Origin of the sequence: Cohnella sp. GCM10027633 (assembly GCF_042675445.1) — a bacterium.
Taxonomy (GTDB): Bacteria; Bacillota; Bacilli; order Paenibacillales; family Paenibacillaceae; genus Cohnella.
In genome coordinates this window covers 486,732-511,588 of record NZ_JBHTGV010000004.1, presented here as the reverse complement: position 1 = coordinate 511,588, position 24,857 = coordinate 486,732, and the positions used below count along the sequence as shown (strand labels likewise).

Sequence of the window (24,857 nt, the reverse complement as noted above, 5' to 3'; positions counted from 1 at the left end):
CTTTTACAATCGCAAGAGAATTCATGGTTCTTTGGGTTACGTATCTCCTGATCGATTCGAGGAGATGTACTACAAAAACATTAGCTGAAATGCGTTAGCGAGTGTCCACTTTCTTGACAGAGGTCCACACACAACGCTAAATCGCCACCTGGCCGCCGTGCAAACGTTTAACGTTACCACATAACGCTAAACCGCCAACTGACCGCCGCAACTGCCCCTCAACCGCCCCGCGGCCGTCCGCGTGAATCGTGCCCCGCATCCTAACCCCGCCCGCTACGCCTTCTTCTTCGAAATCGAGAAAATAACCGTCTTCGCCGCCGAATCGACGATGACCTCGACCGAGTCGCCGCCGATCAACTGCTGCGTTGCGCCGACCGGCGAGCCGGAGACGACCTTCGCGGTCGTGTTCGTCAGCAGGTCGCGGAACGCGGAAGAATCGTAACCGAACAGGAAGTTCGAGAACAGCTCGATCGCCTCCCGGTTCCGAGCCAGCGTGCCGTCGCGCAGACGGATCGTAATGCCGTACGTGTCGTATTGCGGATCGAGCCATAGTGTCGTCTCTTCCGTCAGCTTCGTCACGCCCGCCTGCTGGCCTACGACGGCGTCCATCTCCGCCTTATCCTTGAACAAGCGTAGCTTCGTGTCGAGCAGATCCTGGTTCGTCCCGCGAAGCTGTCCGGCCTGCTTCAGCACGTCGTAGGCGTCCCGCATGCGCTGGTCCGGGAAGATCACCGTCTTCGAGCCGCCGTAAGCCGTCGGCACGGACAGTTGCAGGCTTCCGTTCGGCGCTGCGACCTTGACCCGCTTCGCCTTGTCCGTCAGCCGGTTCAGCACCTCCAGCGCCTGCGCCCGCGTGACCGTGTCGCCGACGCCGAAGTAGCCGTTCGGGTAGCCTTGCATGATGCCTTTGGCCAGCGCTTCCGCAATGAACTTCTGCTCGCGCTCCGTCGCGCTCCGCAAGTCCCCGTACGTCTCCGCCATCTGCTGGCTATACGCCGAATCTTCGAGGAACTCCGTCTCCTGCAGCGTATAGTAGATGATCTCCGCCACGTTCTCCCGCGTCATGTCGGTCTGGAAGTCGGTATATCGGCTTTTGTTCAGCAGATGAAGATCGCTGGAGACGTCGATGTACGGCTTCGCCCAATACCCGACCGTCATCGGCTTGAAGTCGAAGTAGCGATAATCCTGCTTCAATATCGTCTGGTTCTCGGCGCTAAGCGACTGGAGGAAGCTATTGCTCCAACTGCGCTCGCCGTTCAAGTGCTTGTCCGAATAAGAGAGGATGAGCATCTTGATGAATTGGTCGACCTTCACCGGTTCGTTCGGCTTGAACGTTCCGTTCGGATACCCGTCCAATATGCCCCTCTCGACCATCGTTCCAATCGTCTTCTCCGCCCAATGTCCCTTCACGTCCGTGAAGACGGGAAGCCATGCCTCTCGCGCGAATGCCCCCGTAGGGCTGATCCCCGCGCACAATAATGCCGTAATGATGACTGCTGCCGTCCGCCGACGCATGTGATGTTGCCTCCCGATAACTGTCGATTTCAACTCGCTATTCCTTAGCTAATCACATTCGGATATTATTGGAAACGGGCGATACGCCTATAGTACCCGTAGCCTTAAGTCCGACATGCCGATGGGGCTAGAGGCACGGAATGCAAGCGCGGCGCGGGTTCTCGGTCGGTACGGGCAATAGAATAAAAAAACCTCGACCCCGTCGGAACGGGATTCGAGGTTCTACTTCGTGGCATTCGGGAAATACTAGACTTGCTAGGCTTCTTGAGCCACCTTCGCTTCGATCTCCGCCTTCATCCGTTCCCGTTCGGGACCTTTCAGGATCGGGCAGCTATAGCACTTCTCGCCTGCTTCGCGGCGATACCACATGCAGCAGCCGGAGCGAATCATCAGCGGGCTGCCGGGCTTGTAGGGATTGTCGATGTAGCTGGGCGTATGGGAGAACGGATTGCCGCGCTTCCGGTTGAACGTCTCCGGCGGCAGGCTGGCCAGCAGCAAGTAATCGTCCTCGATCTGTTTAAGCATCGGACCTTGCGGCATGATGCCGCGTACGTATTCCATCACGTAAAGCACCCGGGAGCCATACTGGTTCCAGATGAGATCCGGCTTCAGGCCGCCCGCGGCGGAGACTTGCTCCAAGACGGGGTTGAATTCATCATTGAAGTAACGCTCCCACTCCGCGGCGACGGCGGCGCGCCTTGCGCAAGCGTCCGTCGGGAGGTCCGTCCAGCGAAGCTCGTGAATCTTGAAGCAGATGTGCGCGTGATCGTCGTGGGTCTCCAATTGGATCGTCACGTTCGAAGGCGAGACGTCGAGCACGCGGTCGTATTGAGACATGATCAGTTGCTTCACCGCCGCGAGTCCGTATAGCGCGAGCCCGGCGTACGATACGGCTAGCTCGAGTCCGATCGCCTGGACGAGCGCTCCGGCGCGCACCAAGAAGTCTTTCATGTCTTCGCGATCCGTTAGCTCGGACAACGGCTTCGAATATACGGGGGCCGCACTGCCCTCGGTGGAGATGTGGAAATATTTATTAAACAGGGAAAAGTCCATTTCCGATCACGTCCGTCCCAATAATGAGAATCATTATCACGTTTATCCTTTAACAATAGCCTGCGATCGCTTGGATGTCAATGCGCGGACGACACATAAGCGTCACATAAAGGTTGCGTAAAAAAGTACAACAATAGGGACGAAGTCTCATTGAAGGAGTATAATGAGTGCGGACGAGTCGAGCGGGTTAAATGGATCATACGGAGTGAGGAAAGAAGGCGGGGTTTTGTTGAAAGGGCTTCGAAATCGAATATCGCCATTGAATATGGTCGTGCTCACCCAGTTTCTGAGCGCGTTCTCGGACAATCTGAACTTCTTCCTCATCGTCGGGATGGTGAAGCGGCAAGGAGCGGACAACCCCGACGGGGTCGTCACCTACATCCAGATCGCGATCTTATGCGCGTACGTGTTGCTGGCGCCGCTCGTCGGCGCTTTCGCGGACAAGACGGCCAAGTCGCGGGTGCTGCTGCTCGGCAACGCGTTGAAGGCGACCGGAATAGGTTTGTTGCTGATCGGCGTGCCGCCGGTGCTATGCTACTTCTTCGTAGGCGTGGGAGCGGTCGTGTACTCTCCGGGCAAATACGGCATTCTGTCGGAGTTGACGAAGAACGAAGGGGAATTGCTGCGCGCGAACGCGTGGGTAGAAGGGTCGACGATCTTCGCGATCTTGACCGGGACGGTCGCGGGAGGATTGCTCGCCGCAAGCTCCGACTTGCCGGCGATTCTGACGTGCTTGTTCATCTATCTGCTGTCGCTCGCGATGACGCTGCTCATCCCCGCCAAGGCAGGCAATCCGAACATCGAATACGGGAAATCGGCCGGCCAATTTTTCCAAGATCTGACCCGGCTGTTCCGCAGTCCTCGCGGACGCTTCTCTCTGCTCGGCACCAGCGCCTTCTGGGTGACGGCTGCGGTTCTGCGCATCGCGCTGATCGCATGGCTTCCCGTTAACCTCGGCATTACCGATACGGACCAACAATCGATGATTATCGGCGTTACCGCCGTAGGCGTTGTCGTAAGCGCCGTGCTGATCCCGAGGCTCGTGCCCGAAGGCAGGCTGTACCGGGCGTTCTATTACGGCATCGTCATGGTCGTCGCGGTCATGGCGGCCAGCTTCACGCATCAGTTATGGTTGACCGTTACGCTGCTCTTCATTACGGGCGTGATGGGAGGCATATTCCTTATTCCGCTCAATACGATGCTGCAGGAAGAAGGCAAGACCGCCATCGGTTCGGGCCGGACGATAGCCGTGCAGAATTTCGTGGAGAACGCGCTGACCGTTATCGGTTTAGGCTTATATTTGACGTTGACCGAGATGGAAGTCCCGGTCAACAAGTCCGTCATCGGCATCGGCTGCGTGCTCATGCTGTTCCTGCTCGCGCTTGCGACGCAGGTGGGCGCGGTCCGCGCCGGTTATTCCCGAAGGGAAACGACGTGAACGAGCCCCGCGTTCGCCGTCACCTTGATAATGCCGTGACCGGCGTCGTATTCGGCTTTGCCTAGACCTACGTCGGTGGACGGGTCCGCTCCGAGCACGTAGAATAAATCATCGGCGAGCGTGCGGACGCATACGTCGCGTTCGTCCTTGGAGAGTTCGTTCCAGTCGCTCTCCTCCATCTCGAACGCTTCGTAGAATTGCGGAACCGTCACGAGCGCGCCCGCCAGGTCGTCAAGAATGCGGTCGTAGTCCCGAGAGTAGCGTATTGCCATGTTCGTTGCTCCTTTCGTCATGTTGCGTCTGTCTTTATGCTTGCATTATACGCGACGCCGTTTTCTTTAGCCAACCTTTAGGGGACTTTCCTGCGAGATTTACTTTCGTGCGGGATGACGTTTCGATATAATGATTGAGGTTATACGGAGGTGTTGCACGGTGCTTCAATCGCGAGTCGGCGGATGGCGGTATTGGTTGGCCAAGCCGTTCGTATTTTTCTCGATCTTCATGCTGTTGAAAATTTATTTGGCCAAAATCGTCGTCTTCGGCGATAGTCCGCTCTGGTTGCCGCTTCTTACGGGGGTTCCGTCCGTGTGGGTGTTGTTCGCGCTGATCGAATGGTTCGCGCCCAAGCGCAAATTCGGCGTCTATCTCGCGGTTAATTTATTGATTACGAGCATATACTTTGCCGTTATTATGTATTTCAAGTATTTCGGCGTCATCGTCACGTACCATGCGCTCCAGCAAGTCGGCCAAGTGACGGAAGTGAAGGGGAGCGTGTTCTCTCTCTTGCACCCTTACTTCCTATTTATCTACACCGATGTCGCGGCGTTCCTGCTATTGCTGTTCAGCCGCAAGTTCCGCGCGTGGGGCAAGTCGCTCGCCGTGCGGGAATCGAAGACGATCGTGTCGGTTCTGTTCGGCGTCTCGCTCGCGATCTGCGCAGCCAACGTCTGGACGCATCGCGACAGCATCAACGAGCTGAACCAAGCGGAGAACATGGGCATTCTCAATTACGAAGCTTATGCGATCATCGCGAGTACGGGAGATCATCTGGAAGACCCGAGCAACGTGACCCCGGCGGCGATCGCGGCGCTGAAGAAGGTCGAGGTGCCGGCCCAACCGGCTTACTTCGGGAAGGCGAAGGGCAAGAACGTCATCATCATACAACTCGAGGCGTTCCAGAACTTCCTGCTCGACAAGAAGATCGACGGTCATGAGGTAACGCCGGTCATGAACAAGCTGGCGAAGGACAACTTCTACTTCCCGCACTTCTATCAGCAGGTGGGCCAAGGCAATACGTCGGACGCCGAGTTCGTCGTGAACACGTCTTTCTATATTCCGCAGCACGGAGCGGCTTCGCAAGACTATGGCGACGTTGCGTTGCCGAGCATGCCGAAGGTGTTGAAGGACAACGGGTATCAGACCGCGACGTTCCATACGAACGACGTGCAATTCTGGAACCGCGAAGAGTTGTACGAAGCGTTGGGTTTCGATCGGTATTACGACACGAAGTTTTTCGGCGACGACGATCTCGTCTTCTTCGGCTCGTCAGACGAAGTTCTGTACGACAAGACGGCGGACGAGCTCAAGAAGATGAGCGAGAACGGGAAGCCGTTCTACGCGCAGCTGATCTCCATGTCTTCCCATCATCCGTTCGACATTCCGGAGCGCAAAGTCCGGTTCGAATTGCCGGAACGCTATCAGGATACGCTCGTCGGAGACTATATCCAGGCTCAGAATTACACCGATTACGCGCTGGGACAATTCATCGACAAGCTGAAGAGCAACGGCTTATGGGACGATTCCGTTATTCTGATCTACGGCGACCATCTCGGCTTGCCGCTCTATACGCTCGACCATCACGAGAAGAAGCTGATGGAAGAGATGTACGGCCGGGAATACGGCTTCCCGGAGATGCTCAATATCCCGCTGTTCATCGTCGCGCCTGGCGTTACCGAGCCGAAGGTATTGCCGCAGACGGGCGGGCAAGTCGACGTGTTCCCGACGGTCGCGAATTTGCTCGGCATATCGCTCAAGGATCACATTCATTTCGGGCAAGACCTGCTTAACGCGACGAGCAACTTGCTGCCGCAACGTTATTACCTGCCGACCGGATCGTTCGTGAACGACAAGGGCATCTTCGTGCCGGGACATGACTACAAGGACGGCACGGCGTATCCTTTCGACGGCGCACCGCCGACGGGGGCGGAGACGACCGAGGACGAGTTCAATCGCGCGTTGGAGCTGCTGCGGTTGTCGGATAGTTACGTCGGGCATCTGCCGAATCACGATTAATAGAGAGAGAACTTATACAATCAAGGGGGTCAGGCAATGAATTTGCAATCGATCGATTGGAAGAAATACATGCCGCTCTTGTCGATGCTCGTATTCCCGTTCCTCGGCATGATGTACGCTTGGACGAACGGTCCTAACGCGAATCAGGAAGTGTCGCAGCTGGCGACGTCCATCGACGCGGCGATTCCGTTCGTGAAGTACTTCGCGCTGCCGTACTCGATATGGATCTTCTATATTTACGTCTGTCTCGTCTATTTCTTCTTCAAAGATCCTAGCGCGTACTATCGCGGTTTGCTGACGTACATCGTCTGCGCGCTTGCCTGCTACATGATCTACTCGGTATTCCAGACGACGGTCCCGCGTCCCGTCGTGACGGGCAACGACCCGTTCTCCGAGCTGATGCGCTACATCTACAACAGAGATCAGCCGTTCAACTGCTTCCCGAGCATTCACTGCTTCTCCAGCTACATGGTCATGCGTATCCTATGGACGAGCTCGTTCCGCAACAAGTGGAACATGATCCTCATCACGGGCATGTCGTCCATCATTATTATGTCCACTATGTTCGTGAAGCAACACGTCATTATGGACGCGTTCGCCGGCATTCTGCTCGTCGAGCTCGTCATCCCTCTCATCGTGATGCTCGAGCGTTCGCTCAGAGCAACGAGAGAGCGCCAGAGAAGCACCTTCGGAGCATGATACGAAGACAGCCCGTCGTCGCGGAGACGAATCTCCATCGAGACGGGCTGTTTCTTTGTTAGGATTCGGCCGCCTGAACGGCCAGATGGCACATTTGAATATAGCCTTGCTTGATTTGCTCGACGGTGTAGCCCATCTCCTGCTTGAGATGGAAGTAGCCCGGAGGCGCCATCGAGCAGATGAGCGCATGGGACGTTAACGTCGTATCGATCGTTCCGCCCGGCGTACGCTTGCCGAGCATCTCGCCAAGCAAGCCGGATATTTGGTCCCGCAACGTAATATACATTTCCGTATGGAAGAAATTTCCCCGAGGATCGCAATTCACCCTTGCTTCCATCGTCGCGATCATCTCGGCTTTCTCTTCAAGCGCTTCGATCCACAGGCCGATAATGCCGCCGAGCCGGTCGGCGGGGGCGAGGCGCGCGTTCGCCTGTAGGAACGCGGAGATCTTCTCCAGCAGCCGATTGCTGTAATCGGTCAACAGCTCGTTGCATAGGTCGCCTTTGTGGGCATAACGGCGGTACAAGGTCGCTTGGCCGATGCCCGCCGTTTTCGCGATTTGGTGCATGCTTACGCTCTGCACGCCGTGTTCGTCGAACAAGCTTTGGGCGGTTTGCAAGATTAATCTACGATGTTCGACGGCGTCTCTTCTTTCTCGCCGGACTGTCATTTCCGCCACCTCTTTCTCGCTAAATATATCTTGCTGTTCGTATTGACAGACGAACAGACGTACGGTAACATCGAGTTTAAACGGACAATTGTCCGTTATTGCTAGGGGATTGCCGCGATAGCGTCCGCATGTCTATATTTTATCGTTGATCCCCTCTACGGTCAACGTACGGACTAGAGAGGCAGCGTCACGGCCGTTCTAATTATGGATAGGAGGTTCACTATGTCTTCACAGTCAACACCTGCCGCAGCCGAGGGCGAACTCTCGATGCGCAGCATTATCGGCCCGCTCGTGGCCATCATTTTCGGCATCTTCATGGTTATTCTGGACGGCACGGCGGTTAACGTCGCGCTGGAGAAGTTCATCGTCGAGTTCAAGCAGAAGGACTACTCCCTCGTCCAATGGACCGTCATCGGCTATGCGCTCGCTCAAGCCGCGGTCATCCCGCTCGCGGGCTGGCTGTCCGACCGGTTCGGGGCGAAGCGCGTGTTCTTGATCTCGATCGGCATGTTCACGATCGGCTCCTTATTGTGCGCCCTCGCGAACAACATCGAGATGCTCATTACTTACCGCATTATCCAAGGTCTCGGCGGCGGCGTCGTTATTCCGATCGCCATGGCGTTCATCTATCGCTTAGCGCCTCCGAGCAAAGTCGGCGTCGTCATGGGCATGATGGGCATCCCGATTCTTCTCGCCCCGGCGCTCGGTCCGGTTATCGCCGGCGCGTTCGTCGAGTACGCGAGTTGGCAATGGATCTTCCTCGTCAACCTGCCGATCGGCGTCGTCGGCATCTTCCTCGGCATTCGCACGCTGCCTAACATTCAGCGTCAAGCGGTCGCCGCTCTCGACCTGCTGGGCATGATTCTCGGGCCTCTCGCGTTCGCCGCGCTCGTGTTCGGCGTCTCCAAGGGCGGCATCGACGAGATCACAGGAGAGTCCAAGTGGGGCAACACGGACGTCATCGTCGGCATCGCCATCGGCGTCGTGGCGCTCATTCTGTTCGTCATCGTCGAGCTCCGGAAGAGCAATCCGCTCCTCGAGCTTCGCGTATTCGGATCCGGCAGCTTCTCCAAGGGCATCGTCGTGCAATGGGTATCGCAGATCGCGATGTTCGGCACGATGTTCCTCGTGCCGCTCTACTTGCAACGGGCGCTCGCTTATTCCCCGCTCGAGACCGGCCTGATCATGCTTCCGCAAGCGCTCGCGTCCGGAATCTTCATGCCGATCGGCGGCAAGCTGTCCGACCGCATCGGGGCGCGTCCGCTCGTCATCGTGGGCATGCTGCTCACGACGGTGTCCGCGTTCCTGCTCTCGAACATCTCCGCGGGAGACGGCATCGTTACGGTCATGATTCCGCTCGCGATGCTCGGCGCCGGCATGGGCTTGTTCATGATGCCGCTCAACACGCACCTGATCCAGTCCGCTCCGGCGAACTTGGTCGGCCGCGTTACATCGCTTACGAACGCGACGCAGCAAGTCATGATGTCGTTCGCCGTCGCCGTCCTGACGACGATCTACGCGACGAAGCTGAGCGGTCTCGTCAAAGGCAACCCGAACGGAGATATGAAGACGTATTTCGCGGAAGCGTTCGGCCATACGTTCTTCATCCTGATCTTCGTCGCGGTCGCCGGCGGCATCCTCGGTCTCTTGCTGTCGAAGCCTAAGATCGCGGAAGGCGCGGAGAAGAAGTCCGCCGATCTGCACGCGATGGTAGGCTAATCTGATTGCAAAGAATAAACCCCTTCGGTCTTTTGTCTTTGGGCCGGAGGGGTTTTTGGCGTATGTATGCCTATAGAAATTGGACGACCCCCGACAGATTGCTGGCGGGGGTCTTGAATATTGAAGCGCAACCGCGCGATTCTTCCTGAATTCACTTGCACGAACACAACGATAGCCCTACCTCTCCATCGTCTTTGCGGCTCCTAGGCCGCGCCAGTGAGAATTCGTGTTTCCTTCCAGCAGCCGTCAAATAAGGAATGTGGGTTTGGGAAAACGGAGGAATATTGCCCAAAGAGGAAAACCAGAGGGTTACTACTTCTACAAAAATAGATTATACCGTTCTTTGATGTAAATGTCAACAAATTGTCAAACGTACAAGCTTGCGACATTTGTCTAATCCGGGCTTGTTCGGACCGTCATGCCGAGCTCGGATTCGCTGTATACATAGATTACCTATAAAGGAGGCGTTAACATGCGACAATTTGCGGTCGTCGTCCGAGAATTGCGAGCGTGGATCTTGCTGGTGCCTTTCGCGCGAGCGTTGATGCCGATTCGTCTTCACCTGTTATTCTGGGGAGTACTCGTGCTCTTCTTAAACGAGTTTCTGTACGAGGTCGTTTCGGTCTCGAGCTTCGGTACGCTTCACGACATCTTCTACGATTTTCCGCTGTACTTGATCGCTTATTACGGATTCTTCGTCGGCTTCTGGCTGACGCTAGTCTCCCGGGACGTCAGGTTGCTCCCCTATGCAATGTGGATGTACGCGTTCGTCGCGCTGTTCCCGTTCCAATCGCTCGGACTGGCGGAGTACGCACGCGCCGGAATCTACTTCATCGCCGGCTTCGCGCTGCTTCGATACGCGGCTTCCTCTTATAACGCGGAGAAGAGGGCGTCGGTCTACTAAGAAGACGTTAATCGATTCTTTACAAAATCGTAGGCTATCTGTATCTCGCGATAATGTGTATAGTAGAGGGGAAAATACGAGAATCTCGGAGGGACCTCTACGATGTACTGTTCACACTGCGGCACGCAGCTGCCATCGAACGCTAATTACTGCATGAACTGCGGAACGGCCGTCGCGAGACCATCGCAGGAGGTTCAGGCGCCATTCGGGATGCCGGCGCAACCGTTCGTGCAATCGCCGCCGTTCGGACAACCGCAGCTCCCGGGACAACCGCAGCTCCCGGGACAACCGGAGATACCCGGAGAACTTAGACTCCCCGGTCAACCTCAATTACCCGGGCAACCTGAACTTCCGGAGCAAACTCAACTCCCCGGCCAACTGGAGCCTTACGCGCAAACGACGGATGCGCAGCAGCCCGAGCAACAACCCTTCTATCAACCCGATCAACGGCGCGGAATCTCCAAGCAATCACTCGGGCTTGTCGCCGCCGGGATCATCATTATCGTCGGGGGATTGTTGTACTACGGCTATGCGAATCGGGAAGGCGCCCAATCGACGCCGGAGAAGACGGTCGAGAGCTTCATCGAGGCAGTGGACGAAGGCGACGGCGAAGCCGTGATCGAGCTTTTCTCTCCGGATTCGCTTCCGGAAGAAGCGCAGGAGCGCGCGGATATGATTATTCAGTTCGAGATGTTCGCGAAGGAAACGGACGTCGTAGAATACGAGATCGGCGAAGCGGAGATCAACGAGGATACGGCTACGGTCGAGTACAAGGTGACTTACGAGATTAACGGCGAGGAACAGGGCGACAACTCCAGGTTCGACCTCGTCAATATCGACGGCAAGTGGTACATTGACGAGAATATATAATCAGCCAACGAACAAACCCTCGGTTAAGGCGAATAACGCCAAGAGCCGAGGGTTTCGTTCGTTTATCGGACTTCGTAATCGAAGGCGAGCCGAAGCTCCAGCGCTTGTCCGGGGTGAACGAGCATCAAGCCTTCCTTATCGTTAAGCGCTTCGTTCAACGCGGTCCACGGCTCAACGCAGACGAACGGCTTGCCCTCGACCGACCAGAGCACCGCGTAGCGGAACGCTTCGCTGTACGTCAGGCGCACCGTGCCGCCTTCATCGTTCAACGGGAAGGCGATCTCAGGTTTGCGGGCGTCGAGCAGCGCGACCGATTCGACCAGACCGTTCAGATCGAACGTGCCGTCGAACGGCTTCTCCGTCTTGTCGTTGTAGTCGAGCAGCTTCGTCGCGTCGGTCTCGTACGCAAGATTCTTGCTCCGCGTCGCGAAGTACGGATGGAAGCCGGCGACCATCGGCATCGGCTCGTCCGATAAGTTCGCATAGGATTGTTCGACCGACAGTCGTCCGTCCTTCAACCGGTACGTGAACCGCAGCTCGAACGCGAACGGGTAAGCGGCGATCGTATTCTCGTTGCTGCTAAGCGATAGGGTGACGTAGGCGCCGTCGTCCGTGCCCGACCCGACGACTTGCCACGCGCTCGTTCGGGCGACGCCGTGGTTGTTCATCGCGTACGTCCGGCCGTTCCATTCGTAGCGTCCGCCGACCAGTTGTCCGCAGATCGGGAACAACACCGGATTGCCTCCGCGGATGTTCGCCTTCGGATTCAGGAACGTGTCCCGGTCCAAGTAGAACAACTCTTGGCCACGAAGCCGGCATTGCGTGACGATCGCGCCGCGCTCGGGGCAGACGAGCACTCGGGAATGCGTCGCCGGTTCGGTTAATTCGTATAGCTCGTAGCCGTCGAAGAACGTGCTGACGGCGTATTGCGGTTGATCGCTCATGGTTGCGCCTCCTGGTCTTGTCCGTGGTCATGACTACCATTATAGCAATTGTCGTTCCCGAACGGGATAGCGGATTGGTTCCGATGCATGAAAGACGCGCAACTGTCCAACCTATGACGGGACATTCCAAACAATGCGGATTACGGAAGGGGTATCGGAAATGACAAGCAAGTTGTTAAGAGCGGTGCTGCTGACGATGTGCATCGCGCTCTTCGCCCTGCCGCTCGCTGCCCAGGCGCAAGGAGAGTGGCGCCCGGCGAAGTCGAAGCCGGGCTTGACGCTGCCGATGGCGAACCTGAAATGCGAGATGCAGAAGCTATGGTACGAGCATGGAGACTGGACGCATCGGTATATCGTGAGCGCCGTCGCCGGTCTGGAGGATAAGGACAAGGTGTTGGCGAGACTGCTTCGGAACCAGCAGGACATCGGCAACGCGTTCAAACCTTATTACGGCGAAGAAGCCGGCAACAAGCTGGCCGCTCTGCTCACGGAGCATATCCAGATCGCGGGCAAGCTGTTGGAAGCGCTCAAGTCGGGCAATCAAGCCGAAGCCGACAAGCTCAACAAGGAGTGGTACAGGAACGCGGACGATATCGCCAAGTTCCTGAGCGGCATCAATCCGAACTGGCAGTACCAAGAGATGAAGATCATGTGGGAACAGCATCTGAAGCTCCTGGCCGATCAAGCCGGCGCTAGGCTGACGAAGAACTGGGACGCGGACATCGCGGCTTACGACAAGGGCCAGGATCATCTGATGAAGCTCGCGGATATGCTGGCGATCGGGATCATCAAGCAATTCCCGAATAAATTCTAGTACGGCGCGCAGGGCGGTCTTCCTTAGGGGAGGCCGTCTTTTCGTTTGACCGCTCCCCTGTTATCGGTTACGATAGAGGCAGTTATAAACGCGTGTTCATGGAGGGCTCAAGGCGATGAATAAGACCGGAATCAACGCTACGGAAATCGCCCGGATCGCGGGAGTGTCTCGCAGCACCGTCAGCCGGGTCATCAACAATTATTCGAACGTCCCTCCGGAGACGCGGGACAAGGTGATGGAAGTCGTTCGCAAGCATCGGTACGTGCCGAACGCGTCGGCGCAAGTGCTCGCCGGCAAGAGAACGCGGACGATCGGCTTGTTCATGATCGAGACGGGTCACGTATCGGGCGATATCATCTCTAACATGTTGCTTGCGAGCGTAATTGAAAGCGCTTCTTCGCGGGGGTATTTCGTGCTGACCCACATTATTCGCGGCGGAGGCGACCAGGAAGGCATTCGCCGCGTTCACGAGATGTTCCGGCAGCGGCGCATCGACGGCGGACTGTTCTTCGGAGCGGCGAGCGACGAGCCGTTCGTCGAGGAACTCGTCGCCGAAGGCTATTGGATCGCCGCCATGGACCAACCGTTCCTCGAGGAGCCGAACCGGCTGATCGCGGATTTGAACAACGAGGCGGGCATGAAGCTCGCCGTAGCCCATCTCGTGCGATTGAACCATCGTGAGATCGGGCACGTGAGCGGCGATCCCAAGAGGTTCTCCGGTCCCGACAAGTTGGCCGGGTTCCGGGCGGCGATGCGCGAGCACGGCTTGGAAGTGCGCGAGGATTGGATTCTGCCGGCCGGATTCCACGAGGAGGGCGGCTACGAAGCGATTCGCGCATTCTTGGCGGAAGGGAAGTCGCTTCCGACGGCAATCGTGATGGCGAACGACAGCGTCGCGTTCGGGGCGATCCGGGCGTTGAAGGAGCGAGGGATCGAGGTGCCCCGGGACGTCTCCGTCATCGGCTTCGACGACCATGCGCTCAGCGCGAGGCACCAACCGGCGCTGACGACGCTCAGAGTCGGCTTCGCCGGGGTGCTGGAGCAGTTGACGGCGTCTCTCGTCGACCATATCGAAGAGAGGGCTAGCGGGGCGGTCAAACTCAGCGCGACGACGCAATTCATCGAGCGCGACTCATGCAGGAAGCTGTAATCATTCGAAGCGATAAAGGAGAAGGCGAACATGAATAAGGGAGTACTCGGCAACAACGTCGTTACGCAGATCGGATTGCTCGTGCACGATATCGAGAAGACGTCGCGGGCATACGCAGATTTTTTCGGCATCGATAAACCGAACTGGTTCTGGACCGATACGGTGGACGTCGCTCGGACGGAATATCGCGGCAGCTCTTCTTCCGCGCGGGCGAAGCTGGCGTTCTTCGATATGGGGTCTCTGCAGCTGGAGCTGATCGAGCCGGATCATGAACCGAGCACGTGGCGCGAATCGTTGGATCGCAACGGCGAAGGGGTCCACCATATCGCCTTCGGAATCAAGGGGATGCAAGAGAAGATCGCGGTCATGGAAGCGAGAGGGATGCCGCTGCTGCAGAAGGGCGAGTATACGGGCGGCCGCTACGCGTATCTGGATACGTTCAACGATCTGAAAATATTGCTCGAGCTGCTCGAGAACGACTGACGCGGAGGCCGACGACGATGATGAATCTATTGATTACGGGCGCTGGCAGAGGGTTGGGCCTGCAGCTTGCGAAGCTCGCGGTCGAACGCGGGCATGCGGTCGTCGCTTGCGTGCGAGAAGTCGCGGAAGCTTCGGAAGGCTTGCTGCAGCTGGCCGCCGTGCACGGCGACCGCTTGCGAATCGAACGGCTTAACGTAACGCACGAGGACGAGGCGGCGCAGCTGGCCGCGAAGCTTGCAAGTCAGGGCATGAAGTTGCACGGCATCATTAATAACGCGGGAATCTTGCTGGGAAGAGAACATGCGATCGAGTCGTTGCCGCTCCATCTCGTCAGGCTGACCTTCGACGTGAACGTGTTCGGACCGATGATCGTCGCGAAGCATCTGTCTCCGTTGCTTGCGGACGATGCCGGATCGGTCGTCCTGAACATCTCCTCCGAGGCGGGCAGCGTCGCGAACGCTTACGGCGGGGATTACCCGTACGCGATGTCGAAGGCGACGGTGAACATGTTCTCGAAGCAACTGAATGCCGCGCTGCATAAGCGAGGCATTCGGGTGCTCGCCATCCATCCGGGGTGGATCCGGACGGATATGGGCGGCCAGAGCGCGCCGCTCGAAGCGTCAGCGAGCGCTAGCGGCATTCTCGATATCGCCGAAGGAAAGACGCGGGTGGCAGACGCGCTTGTCTTCGTCGATCATTCGGGACGCGAGATGCCTCTCTAATCCAACAGGGAAAGCAGGTCATACTGATGAAGCAGGTCGTTGCGATCGTAGGCGACTATTATCATCGCGAAGCGGACAGCCGGGCGTCGCTGCTCGTCGCGCTGCAGTCGCAAGTCGCGGATGGAAGCGTGCATGTTCGGTTCGTCGACAAGGAGAGGCTAGCCGAAGCGCTGGCCGAACGGCCCGACGCGGTCGTGCTCTTCGCGGAGGACCGGCTCGAGCCGGAGAAGGACGGTAACGCGAGGTGGATGACGCCGGAGCTCGCTGCGGGCATCGTCCGATACGTCGAGGCGGGCGGCGGCTGGCTGGCTTGGCATTCCGGTCTTGCTTCGTACGATCCGCATGGCGAATACGTCAAGATGCTGCGAGGTTATTTCCTCTCGCATCCGAGCGAGCATCAGCCGGTGGCATACGAGGGGGACGGCGCCTCGTTCGAGATTCTGGACGAGCATTACTTCGTCTCTTGCGACGAAGAGAATACGGACGTCTTCCTGCGTTCGTCGTCGGTAGACGGCGATTCGATCGCCGGTTGGCGGCATGCGTTCGGCGACGGCCGCGTGCTGTGCCTGACGCCGGCGCACCGTCCGGAAGGGTTGTTGCATCCGGAGGTGCTCAAGTTGCTCGAGCGGTCCGTCCAATGGTTGGCCGAATAGAATGAAGGGAGCTTCGCCGGATGATGCGGCGAAGCTCCCTTGCGGTTAGGGACCAATTCAATACATTAATTCTCCGAGCGGTCCGTTCTCGTCGATCATGTCCTGGATCTCGAACACCGAGATCGGGAAGTAGGGGAAACCCCAAGCGTAAGGCACGATCGCGTACAACGGGAAGTAGACGACGAGCGACTTGTCGGCGACGTAGAAGTCCTGGTCGGGCGTAATGCCGGGATAATCGCCGAGCAGCGGCAGCTTCCGCGCCTTGATCTGCGCTTGGATGATCTTGTTCAGTCTCGCCTGGTACTCGCTGTCCGGCTTGAATAGCTCGCCGAGCGTATAGCTGCGGCCCGTATCGGCATCGAACGTCAACGAGCGCTGAAGCGTGTTGCCGTGCGCGCCGCCGGTGAACGCGTAGTTGAGCAGCGACAGACTGAGTACGCCGCGTTCGTTCGTCTTGATCTCGAACGTGCCGTTCATCTCTTGAATATCGGGATTCGGATAGCTTTGATCCTTCATCAGCTCCCGCGTGGTTTCCGCGATCGCTTTGTTCATGATGGCCGTCGCTTCGGGCGTCGTGCCTCCGGTAATGAAGGGAATCGATACTTTCACGTTGTTATCGTGCATCGTACGGACTTGAATCGGCAGCATTAACGTCTGGCCGTTCATCGGAACCTCTCCTTATGCCGCATAGGCGGATATCACCTCAGCTTATGCGGGAGGGCGGCGTCCGGTGAGCGGCCGCCGGGCGGTTACGCCGATGCTTCGGCTTGGGGCGATTGGGCGCGGCCGCCTTGGCCGATCCACGTCGATTTCCAATCGCGTTGCACGATCAGGATCATGACGATGCAGAAGAGGGCGACGCCGCTGAGAATGATGAAGCCGGTCGTGTAGCTGCCGGAAGACTCCTTGATGTTGCCGAGAATCTTCGGCAGGAAGTAGCCGCCGAGTCCGCCCGCCGCTCCGACGATGCCGGTAATGATGCCGATCTCCCTGCGGAACCGTTGAGGGACGAGCTGGAACACCGCGCCGTTGCCCATGCCGAGCATCATCATCATGACGAACAGCAGCGCCGTGATAACCGGAAGCGCGGGCAAGGTGGAGATGCAGAGGAGCATGACGGCGACGCCGCCGTACAGCGTGAGCAGCATTCGGATGCCGCCGATCTTGTCGGCAAGCCAGCCGCCGACCGGACGGAAGAAGCTGCCCGCGATGACGCAGATCGTCGTGAAGTCCGCGGCGCGAACGGCCGACAGGTCGTATTGCGTATTGAAGAAGATCGTTAAGTAGGTCGACATGCCGACGAAGCCGCCGAACGTGACGCTATAGAGCAAGCAGAAGAGCCAAGTGTCGCGGATCGAGAACATTCTGGCGTAATCTTTCAGCTTCGCGGGAGCGGGCTGATTCGGGCTGTCCTTGGCGAAGATCGTGAAGAACACGAAGACGATCGCGATAGGAATCAAGGCGAGTCCGAACACGACGTGCCAATCTCCGTAGTGCGTGGCGATCCGGTTGGCGAACAGCGTCGCGAACACGGTGCCGCTGTTGCCCGCGCCGGCGATGCCCATGGCGAGACCTTGATACTGCGGCGGATACCATCGGCTGGCGAGCGGCAACGCGGCCGCGAAGCTCGCGCCGGAGATGCCGAGCATCAGGGCGACGACGTACATGTTCTGCAACGAATCAGCGAACAGCCAGGCGTAGACGAGCGGGATCATCGTCAGCAACATGCCGAGCTGGCTCGTGCGCTTCGGTCCGATCCGGTCGGTCAGGAAGCCCATGACGAGCCGGAGCACGGAGCCGCCGAGTACCGGAAGCGCGACGAGGTTCGCTTTCTGCGAAGCGGTCATATGGAAGTCGTCCATCATAATGACGGCGAGCGGGCCGAGCAGCACCCAGATCATGAAGCTTACATCGAAATACAGGAACGCGCTGATCAACGAGGGCTTATGCCCGGCTTGCATGAATCCTTTTCCAGCCATGGGAATCTCTCCTTTGTGTTTGCCGCCGCGTTATCTTTGAGTTGGAAGCGGTTTTACGATGCACAAGAAAAGCCGGAGCGGTCGATTGCTCGACTGCATCCGGCTTCGTTGCCCGGTTACGGTACGCCCTTGTACCGTAAGACCGTATTTATTATCGATAGGGAAGCTTGCTGGGTGTTGCGCCAGGGTGGCGGCTGCGGCATCGTCGCCGTCCTCCGCCCCCTCGATCGAGGGTGATATCGTCATTATATGTTCGAGGTTAGATCAATGTCAACAATACTAACATAATAAATTTTCAACCGTGGATGAGCTGGTACACTTTGACGATCGACGCCGCGACGTCGCCGACGCGCTTGCGTTCGTTCATCGCCTGCTTGCGCAGGAAGTCGTAGGCTTCGGACTCGTTGATGCCTTTGATCTCGCACAGAATCCCTTTGGCTTGATCGATCCATTTCCGTTCTTCGAGACGTTGGATCAGCTGCTCCTTCTCCTCGTTCCAGCGCTTGCGTTCCTTATAAGCGCGAGAGGCCCACTGGAGCGTCCATTCGATCTCCGCGGCGTTCATGCGGGGAAACAGCATGCCGTCGAGCGAGTAGCCCCACTCCGGGTCCTTGGGCGCGCGCGGCTCCGCGCACAGCCACAAGATCGGGAGCTTCCGGATGCCGACCACGGTCATCTGGCGTTCCTTCAGCTTAGCGTAAGGGACGTGGAGAATGGCGGCCGACGCCAGCTGAAGCCCGTTGCGCAGGTCGGCTTCGGTTCGGGCGAGCGCGCGGCAATGAGGCTGCAACGCGGCGGCCGGGGCGGGATCGACGCCTTCTTCTAGCCATAATAGCGGTTTGCTCATGGTTTCTCCTCCCGCATGACCCAACGATTACCTCGCCTCGATGCATTTTATGTAATGTAATATAACATAAGCCCCTAAACCTTGTCGATAACCGATTGTTATGGTGAACGCTACCAATATAATGGGCGTGTTTATGTGATGTTTCTTGTTTTTGATGTGAAATATGTTGACATATTGGAAAATAAGACACTATACTAGGGCTATAACTGAACACAACATACCCGGTGAAGCGGCACAACGGCGTGTCTCTCACCATGGCAACGGAGCCTGTCCCTATGATCGAATCATGGGGATAGGCTTTTTGCGTTTACCGACGTCGTCGGTCAAGAGAGAGGAGAGAGACGTAAATGAAGAGGAAGCTGGTCATGGTCGGCAACGGGATGGCGGGCGTTGCCTTCGTGGAGCAACTGCTCAAGCTGAATCCCGGCAAATACGAAATCACGATTATCGGGGCGGAGCCCCATCCGAACTATAACCGCATCATGCTCTCGTCGGTGCTCGCCGGCGACGCCGAGATGAAGGATATCGTCCTGAACGATTGGGACTGGTACCGCGATAACCACATTATGCTGCACGTCGGACACGCGGTGACGAAGCTCGATGCCGAGAAGAAGACGGTGCATACGGACCAAGGGCTGGCGGTCGAATACGACGAGCTCGTGCTGGCGACGGGCTCGCTGCCTTTCATGCTCCCGTTGCCCGGAGCGGACAAGGAAGGCGTCATCGCTTTCCGGGACATTAAAGATTGCAACGCGATGATCGAGACGAGCAAGAAGTACAAGAAGGCGATCGTCATCGGCGGCGGCTTGCTAGGATTGGAAGCGGCGCGCGGTTTGCTGAACCTGAACATGGAAGTCAGCGTCGTTCATATTTTCAACTATCTAATGGAACGACAGCTCGACCCTACCGGATCGAAAATGCTGCAAGAGGAGCTTGAGCGCCAAGGGATGAAGTTCTTGCTGGAGAAGCAATCGGACCTGATTCTCGGCAAGAAGCGCGTGACCGGGCTTCGCTTCAAGGACGGAACGCAGGAGGACGCGGACTTGATCGTCATGGCGGTCGGCATTAAGCCGAACGTCCAGCTGGCGAAGGACGCGGGCATCGAGGTGAATCGCGGCATCGTCGTGAACGACGTAATGGCGACGAGCGTGCCGGGCATCTATTCCTTGGGAGAATGCGCGGAGCACCGCGGCATCGTCTACGGTCTCGTGGCGCCTCTGTACGAACAAGGCGCGGTGCTGGCGAAGCATCTCGCCGGATCGGAGACGTCCGGGTACGCGGGCTCCGTGCTGTCCACGAAGCTGAAGGTGTCCGGCGTGAACGTGTTCTCGGCCGGCCGGTTCACCGACGAACCGGGCACGCGCGCGCTTCGTGTGCAAGACGATCTGAGCGGCATCTATAAGAAGGTCGTGTTCCAGGAAGGCAAAGTCGTCGGCGCCGTGCTGTTCGGCGACACGGCGGAGAGCTCGAAGCTGTTCTCCCTCATTCGCAGCGGAGAGGACATGACCGGCCGCGAGCGCGAGACGTTGTTCGGCGCGGAAGGCGGCGGCAAGGGCGGCGGCACGAAAGAGCTGGTCGAGGCGATGAGCGGCGACGAGATCGTGTGCGGCTGCAACGGCGTGGCGAAGGATACGATCGTCGAAGCGATCAAGGAGAAGGGCTGCGTCAGCATCGGCGAGATCAAGGCGTGCACGAAGGCGTCGGGCTCCTGCGGAGGCTGCAAGCCTCTCGTCGAGCAGATTCTCGCGCTCACGCTCGGCGAGGACAACGTGCAGAAGGTGCACGAAGGCATATGCGGTTGCACGTCGCTCGGCCGCGACGAAATCGTCGAATCGATTACGAGAATGCAGTTGAAGACGTCCAAGGAAGTCATGCACGTGCTCGAGTGGCATAATCCGGAGGGGTGCTCGAAGTGCCGTCCGGCGCTGAACTACTATCTGGGCATGGTATTCCCGGAGGAGCATGACGACGAGCTCGAGAGCCGCTTCGTGAACGAGCGCAACCACGCGAACATCCAGAAGGACGGCACGTTCTCGGTCGTGCCGAGAATATACGGCGGCGTAACGACGCCGGAAGAGCTGAAGCGGATCGCGGACGTGGCCGGCAAGTACGACGTTCCTCTCGTGAAGATTACAGGCGGCCAGCGGATCGACTTGCTCGGCGTGAAGAAGGAAGACTTGCCGAGCGTCTGGAAGGATCTCGACATGCCGTCGGGTTACGCCTACGGCAAGGCGCTGCGCACGGTGAAGACGTGCGTCGGCAATACGTTCTGCCGGTTCGGCACGCAGGATGCGATCGGCATGGGCATCGCGATGGAGAAGAAGTTCGAGCGGTTGAACACGCCGGCGAAGGTGAAGCTCGCGGTATCCGGCTGCCCGCGCAACTGCGCGGAAGCGACGATCAAGGACCTCGGAGTCGTCGCGATCGACGGCGGCTGGGAAATCCACGTCGGAGGCAACGGCGGGACGCGCGTGCGCGCGGCCGACCTGCTGACGAAGGTGAAGACGGAAGAGGAAGTGCTGGAGTGGACCGGCGCGTACTTGCAATATTACCGGGAGACGGCGAACTTCGGCGAGCGTACGTCCGAATGGCTGCAGCGGGTCGGACTGCCGACCATTAAAGTCGCTTTGGCGGAGTCGGGAGAACGTCAAGCGCTCGTCGGCCGCATCGAGAAGACGCTTGATCTCATGAAGGATCCGTGGCTGCAAATTATCGAGAGCGACGATCTGCGCAAGGCGTTCGATTCGCTGACCGCGAAGTCCGACGCGGCTTCCGGAGGCGCGGCCAACGCCGTCCAAGAGGCGCTCGCGGAGAAGCCGCCGGTCGAATAGCGCGGACGAACATAGACAGAGGAGAGGATACCATGGCTGACATTCTGATTGGACATATGAGCGATTTCACGGACCGCCGCGCGCGGACCGTGCAGTGGAACGGTACCGAGTGGGCGGTGTTCCTGCTGTCGGACGGTACGTTCCGCGCGATCGAGAACAGCTGCCCGCACAAGGCGGGCAAGCTGTCCGAAGGCATCGTGTGCGATCATCACGTCTACTGTCCGCTGCACGATTGGAAGATCGACATGAACGACGGGCAAGTGCAGGCGCCGGATACGGGATGCGTGGAGAAGCTGGAAGTTCGCTATGACGCGGCGACGGGCAAGGTGTACTTGCAAGGGGAAGCGGGCTCGCTCAGGAAGACATCTTAAGATCCGCGGGGGGGTAATCGAATGGGGAAGCTGACGGGTAAACATATCGCGGTAACGGGGCCGAGATGCGAAGAGGAATTCGGCCGAATCGTCGGCAAGTTGGGCGGTACGCCTTCGGTGTATCCCGCGCAAGGAACGGTGTATTCGGATGCGGGGCAACTCGAGGCGCAGTTGCGGGAGCTGATGGAGAACCCCGTCGACTGGCTCATCCTGACGACGGGCATCGGAACGGAGGCGCTCGTCATGAAGGCGGAGGAGCTTGGCCTGCGGGACGCCCTGCTCTCCGTCATGACGGCGACGCGCATTGCCGCCCGCGGCTACAAGACGGTGAACGCGCTGCGCAAGCTCGGCATCGATCCGACCGTCAAGGCGGACGACGGCACGACGGACGGCATCTACCGGGCGTTGGCGGATTATCCGCTCGCCGGCCTGCGAGTCGCGTTGCAGCTGTACGGGGATCCGTCGCCGCGTATCGCGGGAAGGCTGCGCGCGGCGGGCGCGGAATGCATCGAGCTGTTGCCGTACGTTCATATCATGCCGGACGTCGCTCCGATCGACGAGCTGATCGATCGCTGCTTGCTCGGCACGATGGACGCCGTCGTGTTCACGAGCACCGTCCAAGCCCGCTGCGTCTTCCATCGCGCCCGCGAGACGAACAAGGAGCGCGAGCTGCTCGCGGCGTTCGAGACGAAGGTGCTCGGCGTCGCGGTAGGGAAAGTGACCGCGGAAGCGATGGGCGAGGAAGGAATCGTTCGAGTCATCTACCCCGAGGAAGAGCGGCTGGGTCCTTCGATCATCGCCGCGGGACGGTGGTTGGAGGCGAATGGCGAAACGTTGCCGCGCGACCTCGGTCGCATCGCGTCCGTCTCTCCTGACGCGCAGGAAGCTTCCTGCTAGACGATCCGACTTGCTGCCGAGGCGTGGGTCGTCATCGGGACCGACAACCTTATGCGGCATTCGTCCCCGGCTTCCTCCGCTAGCAGCTCCCCGCTTAATCGATTCGCCTGTTCGGCCAGCGAGCGCAGACCGATTGTCCAATCGGAGGCGTTCGCCGGCTTATTTGCGTTCATATATGACAATTCCAGACGCACGACTCCCTCCGATTCTTCATGCCAAATCGATAGTTCGAACGAGCGAACCGGCCGCTCGAGCTTCAAGCCCGAACCGATTCCTTCCCGAACGGTCTGGAACAACAGTCTCTTATGCGCCGTGCCGAGCTGCTCGGGCAGCATTCCCAGTCGCTTGTCGATCGCGCAGCCGGCCGTCAGCGTCGTCTCCCGGATCAAAGCGCCGATCGCTCCGTGCAAGTCGAAATGCCCGGCGTCCTCCCGAAGCAGCCGCACCGATTGACGGATATCCTCCAGTCCCCTTCGCAGCAAGTCCTGAGAGGAGGCGAGCTTCTCCTCCGCCTGCTCGCGGTCGTCCGGCAGCAACCGCTTGGCGTCGGCGAGCCGAACGATCGTATCGCTCAGCGTATGTCCGACCGTCTCGTGGATGCTGCCAGTAATACGATGCCGCTCTTCCATGATCATCGTCTCCGCGAGCGCCTCGGCGTTCTCGCGCATCGAAGCCGCAAGCCGCTCGTGCGTCCGCTCGAGCTGGCCGGTTCTCTCTTCGAGCTCCTGAGTTCGGACGTGCACGGCGTGTTCGAGCGAGCGGTTGAACTCGATCAATTGCCGGTTCATGCCCGTATAGCGATACATGATGACGCGAATGAGGCAGACGACGAACGCGAACAACCCCCAGAACAACAGGTCCTTCGGCAAGCGCAGCACGGCCGACGTGAGCCGCTGGACGCTGTCCGGCATGAACGAGAAGACTACGAACCGGTACATGTGGAGCAACGCGATGCCGGCGAGCAGGGAGAAGCCCGCCATGATCCAGACGGATTCCAAGTCTTTGCGGCGACGGTAGGCGACCCAGATCGTCCAATACGACGCCGCGAACACGACGAGGAACGTCGGCGTGAATACGAACATGCCGGCGCCGTACAGCCAAGGGTTGAAGAACACGCCGATGACGGTAATCGAGGCGATGGCTAGCGTGACGAGCAGCAGCAGCCGGATCGCGCGGCGATGGACGTCCGGGAACACTTGCTGCATGGCGCCGATGAAGGCGAACGTGGCGATCGGCATGCATACGTCCTGGAAATAACCGAGCGCGGGAACGTCGATGATCGCCTGAAGCAGATGGTTGCGGACGAACGCGGCATAACCGCCGAAGAAGGCGAGCAGGCTGAAGTAGATGTAGAGCCGGTTCCTCTGCGAGGCGTACAGGCCGAGCGAGATGAACCCGCTGAACAGGAGCAGCGCGCCGAGCAGCAGGTTGTCCAAGTCCTCCCGGAGCATCTGGGCGATCAGGCCGGACTTGTTGCCGAGCTCCGCCTCGGCCGATACCGGCAAATGTTCTTTGTAGCGCACGAGCAAGTCGACGTATGCGGGCATCGGCGACGGGAGAGGTACCATCTTCCAATGATAGCCGATGTTCATCCAATTGACCTTCTTCGTAAGCACATAGGAGAATAGCTCGTTCTCCCCGTCGAACGCTCTCAGGCTGCCGACGTAGTAGACTTTCAGTTGCGGGTCTTGCAACTCCGCGGTCGGCAGCGGCATCCGCAGCCAATAGGCTGTGGCCGGAACGACCGTCTCAGGCCGATACGGCTGCCAACCGTTCGCCGGCGGCGAGCTCGCATCGTAGGAAGCCGCCGGCGCCCATTGCCAATCGGCCGCGCGCAACGTCGTAACGTCGTCGGCCCGCGATTGCACCGTGGACAGCAGCCAGCCGATGCACGCGAGCAGGGCGAGCAGAATCGCGCCGGTTCGGAGCAACGGCCCGTGCGCGGTCCAAGTTCTATGGTCTCGTCCGTCGCGAGTGTTCATGGCGGATTCCCCTCCCTTATCGAT

General features: G+C 58.6%; 23 protein-coding genes. 14 read left to right on the top strand and 9 right to left on the bottom strand.

Features of this window, described 5'->3' with window-relative positions; translation table 11 throughout:
* Positions 1-273: 273 nt before the first annotated feature.
* Both ACFQZG_RS13620 and ACFQZG_RS13615 read right to left on the bottom strand, forming a co-directional pair.
* Complete coding sequence (locus ACFQZG_RS13620; RefSeq protein WP_378153330.1) at positions 274-1,515, bottom strand: S-layer homology domain-containing protein; 1,242 nt, start codon at positions 1,513-1,515, stop codon at positions 274-276.
* Positions 1,516-1,770: 255 nt separating this feature from the next.
* Entirely contained in the window at positions 1,771-2,466 is a 696-nt protein-coding gene (locus tag ACFQZG_RS13615) for a (2Fe-2S)-binding protein (RefSeq protein WP_378153328.1), read from the bottom strand.
* 331 nt (positions 2,467-2,797) lie between these two features.
* On the opposite strand from ACFQZG_RS13615, the gene lplT reads away from it, so the two are divergent.
* Positions 2,798-4,006, top strand: coding sequence for a lysophospholipid transporter LplT (gene lplT, locus ACFQZG_RS13610; RefSeq protein WP_378153326.1), 1,209 nt, complete (start codon positions 2,798-2,800; stop codon positions 4,004-4,006).
* On the opposite strand, the gene ACFQZG_RS13605 is transcribed toward lplT, so the two are convergent.
* Positions 3,982-4,278, bottom strand: coding sequence for a hypothetical protein (locus ACFQZG_RS13605; RefSeq protein ID WP_378153324.1), 297 nt, complete (start codon positions 4,276-4,278; stop codon positions 3,982-3,984). The two genes, lplT and ACFQZG_RS13605, sit on opposite strands and share 25 nt — an antisense overlap.
* A gap of 229 nt (positions 4,279-4,507) precedes the next feature.
* Between ACFQZG_RS13605 and ACFQZG_RS13600 the strand changes: the two genes are divergently transcribed.
* Positions 4,508-6,298, top strand: coding sequence for an LTA synthase family protein (locus ACFQZG_RS13600; protein ID WP_378153344.1), 1,791 nt, complete (start codon positions 4,508-4,510; stop codon positions 6,296-6,298).
* A 36-nt stretch (positions 6,299-6,334) separates the two neighbouring features.
* Positions 6,335-6,997: a phosphatase PAP2 family protein gene (locus tag ACFQZG_RS13595; RefSeq protein WP_378153322.1), complete on the top strand. Its 663-nt coding sequence runs from the start codon at positions 6,335-6,337 to the stop codon at positions 6,995-6,997.
* 58 nt (positions 6,998-7,055) lie between these two features.
* Here ACFQZG_RS13595 and ACFQZG_RS13590 read toward each other — a convergent pair whose 3' ends face one another.
* Positions 7,056-7,667, bottom strand: a complete 612-nt coding sequence (locus ACFQZG_RS13590) for a TetR/AcrR family transcriptional regulator (RefSeq protein ID WP_378153320.1) — start codon at positions 7,665-7,667, stop codon at positions 7,056-7,058.
* 222 nt (positions 7,668-7,889) lie between these two features.
* On the opposite strand from ACFQZG_RS13590, the gene ACFQZG_RS13585 reads away from it, so the two are divergent.
* From ACFQZG_RS13585 to ACFQZG_RS13575, 3 genes are all read left to right on the top strand, one after another.
* Positions 7,890-9,386, top strand: coding sequence for a DHA2 family efflux MFS transporter permease subunit (locus ACFQZG_RS13585; RefSeq protein ID WP_378153318.1), 1,497 nt, complete (start codon positions 7,890-7,892; stop codon positions 9,384-9,386).
* A 472-nt stretch (positions 9,387-9,858) separates the two neighbouring features.
* On the top strand, positions 9,859-10,290 hold the full coding sequence (locus ACFQZG_RS13580; protein WP_378153316.1) for a hypothetical protein: 432 nt from the start codon (positions 9,859-9,861) through the stop codon (positions 10,288-10,290).
* Between the two features lie 102 nt (positions 10,291-10,392).
* Positions 10,393-11,160, top strand: a complete 768-nt coding sequence (locus tag ACFQZG_RS13575) for a zinc ribbon domain-containing protein (RefSeq protein WP_378153314.1) — start codon at positions 10,393-10,395, stop codon at positions 11,158-11,160.
* A gap of 62 nt (positions 11,161-11,222) precedes the next feature.
* On the opposite strand, the gene ACFQZG_RS13570 is transcribed toward ACFQZG_RS13575, so the two are convergent.
* Positions 11,223-12,104, bottom strand: a complete 882-nt coding sequence (locus ACFQZG_RS13570; protein ID WP_378153312.1) for an aldose epimerase family protein — start codon at positions 12,102-12,104, stop codon at positions 11,223-11,225.
* A 160-nt stretch (positions 12,105-12,264) separates the two neighbouring features.
* Between ACFQZG_RS13570 and ACFQZG_RS13565 the strand changes: the two genes are divergently transcribed.
* From ACFQZG_RS13565 to ACFQZG_RS13545, 5 genes are all read left to right on the top strand, one after another.
* Positions 12,265-12,918, top strand: a complete 654-nt coding sequence (locus ACFQZG_RS13565; protein ID WP_378153310.1) for a glycosyltransferase — start codon at positions 12,265-12,267, stop codon at positions 12,916-12,918.
* Between the two features lie 115 nt (positions 12,919-13,033).
* Complete coding sequence (locus tag ACFQZG_RS13560) at positions 13,034-14,068, top strand: LacI family DNA-binding transcriptional regulator (RefSeq protein WP_378153308.1); 1,035 nt, start codon at positions 13,034-13,036, stop codon at positions 14,066-14,068.
* A gap of 30 nt (positions 14,069-14,098) precedes the next feature.
* The gene (locus ACFQZG_RS13555; RefSeq protein WP_378153306.1) at positions 14,099-14,551 is read left to right on the top strand and encodes a VOC family protein; all 453 of its coding nucleotides are present in this window, start codon (positions 14,099-14,101) and stop codon (positions 14,549-14,551) included.
* 17 nt (positions 14,552-14,568) lie between these two features.
* Positions 14,569-15,273, top strand: a complete 705-nt coding sequence (locus ACFQZG_RS13550; RefSeq protein WP_378153304.1) for an SDR family NAD(P)-dependent oxidoreductase — start codon at positions 14,569-14,571, stop codon at positions 15,271-15,273.
* Positions 15,274-15,299: 26 nt separating this feature from the next.
* A complete protein-coding gene (locus ACFQZG_RS13545; RefSeq protein ID WP_378153302.1) occupies positions 15,300-15,926 on the top strand; it encodes a ThuA domain-containing protein in 627 nt (208 codons plus the stop codon).
* 57 nt (positions 15,927-15,983) lie between these two features.
* Here the strand turns inward: ACFQZG_RS13545 and ACFQZG_RS13540 are convergent, their stop codons facing one another.
* The 3 genes from ACFQZG_RS13540 to ACFQZG_RS13530 all read right to left on the bottom strand — a co-directional run bounded on the left by ACFQZG_RS13540 (position 15,984) and on the right by ACFQZG_RS13530 (position 18,752).
* Positions 15,984-16,592 (bottom strand): DUF3298 and DUF4163 domain-containing protein, encoded by a 609-nt coding sequence (locus ACFQZG_RS13540; protein ID WP_378153300.1) that lies wholly within the window; start codon positions 16,590-16,592, stop codon positions 15,984-15,986.
* Between the two features lie 83 nt (positions 16,593-16,675).
* On the bottom strand, positions 16,676-17,905 hold the full coding sequence (locus ACFQZG_RS13535) for a nitrate/nitrite transporter (protein WP_378153298.1): 1,230 nt from the start codon (positions 17,903-17,905) through the stop codon (positions 16,676-16,678).
* A gap of 295 nt (positions 17,906-18,200) precedes the next feature.
* Complete coding sequence (locus tag ACFQZG_RS13530) at positions 18,201-18,752, bottom strand: ANTAR domain-containing response regulator (protein WP_378153296.1); 552 nt, start codon at positions 18,750-18,752, stop codon at positions 18,201-18,203.
* Between the two features lie 347 nt (positions 18,753-19,099).
* On the opposite strand from ACFQZG_RS13530, the gene nirB reads away from it, so the two are divergent.
* From nirB to ACFQZG_RS13515, 3 genes are read left to right on the top strand one after another with little or no spacing between them, the layout of a single operon-like run.
* A complete protein-coding gene (gene nirB, locus ACFQZG_RS13525; protein ID WP_378153294.1) occupies positions 19,100-21,583 on the top strand; it encodes a nitrite reductase large subunit NirB in 2,484 nt (827 codons plus the stop codon).
* Positions 21,584-21,615: 32 nt separating this feature from the next.
* Complete coding sequence (gene nirD, locus ACFQZG_RS13520) at positions 21,616-21,954, top strand: nitrite reductase small subunit NirD (RefSeq protein ID WP_378153292.1); 339 nt, start codon at positions 21,616-21,618, stop codon at positions 21,952-21,954.
* Between the two features lie 21 nt (positions 21,955-21,975).
* Complete coding sequence (locus tag ACFQZG_RS13515) at positions 21,976-22,851, top strand: uroporphyrinogen-III synthase (RefSeq protein WP_378153290.1); 876 nt, start codon at positions 21,976-21,978, stop codon at positions 22,849-22,851.
* Here the strand turns inward: ACFQZG_RS13515 and ACFQZG_RS13510 are convergent.
* Entirely contained in the window at positions 22,848-24,833 is a 1,986-nt protein-coding gene (locus ACFQZG_RS13510; protein ID WP_378153288.1) for a sensor histidine kinase, read from the bottom strand. The genes ACFQZG_RS13515 and ACFQZG_RS13510 overlap by 4 nt on opposite strands.
* Positions 24,834-24,857 lie beyond the last annotated feature (24 nt).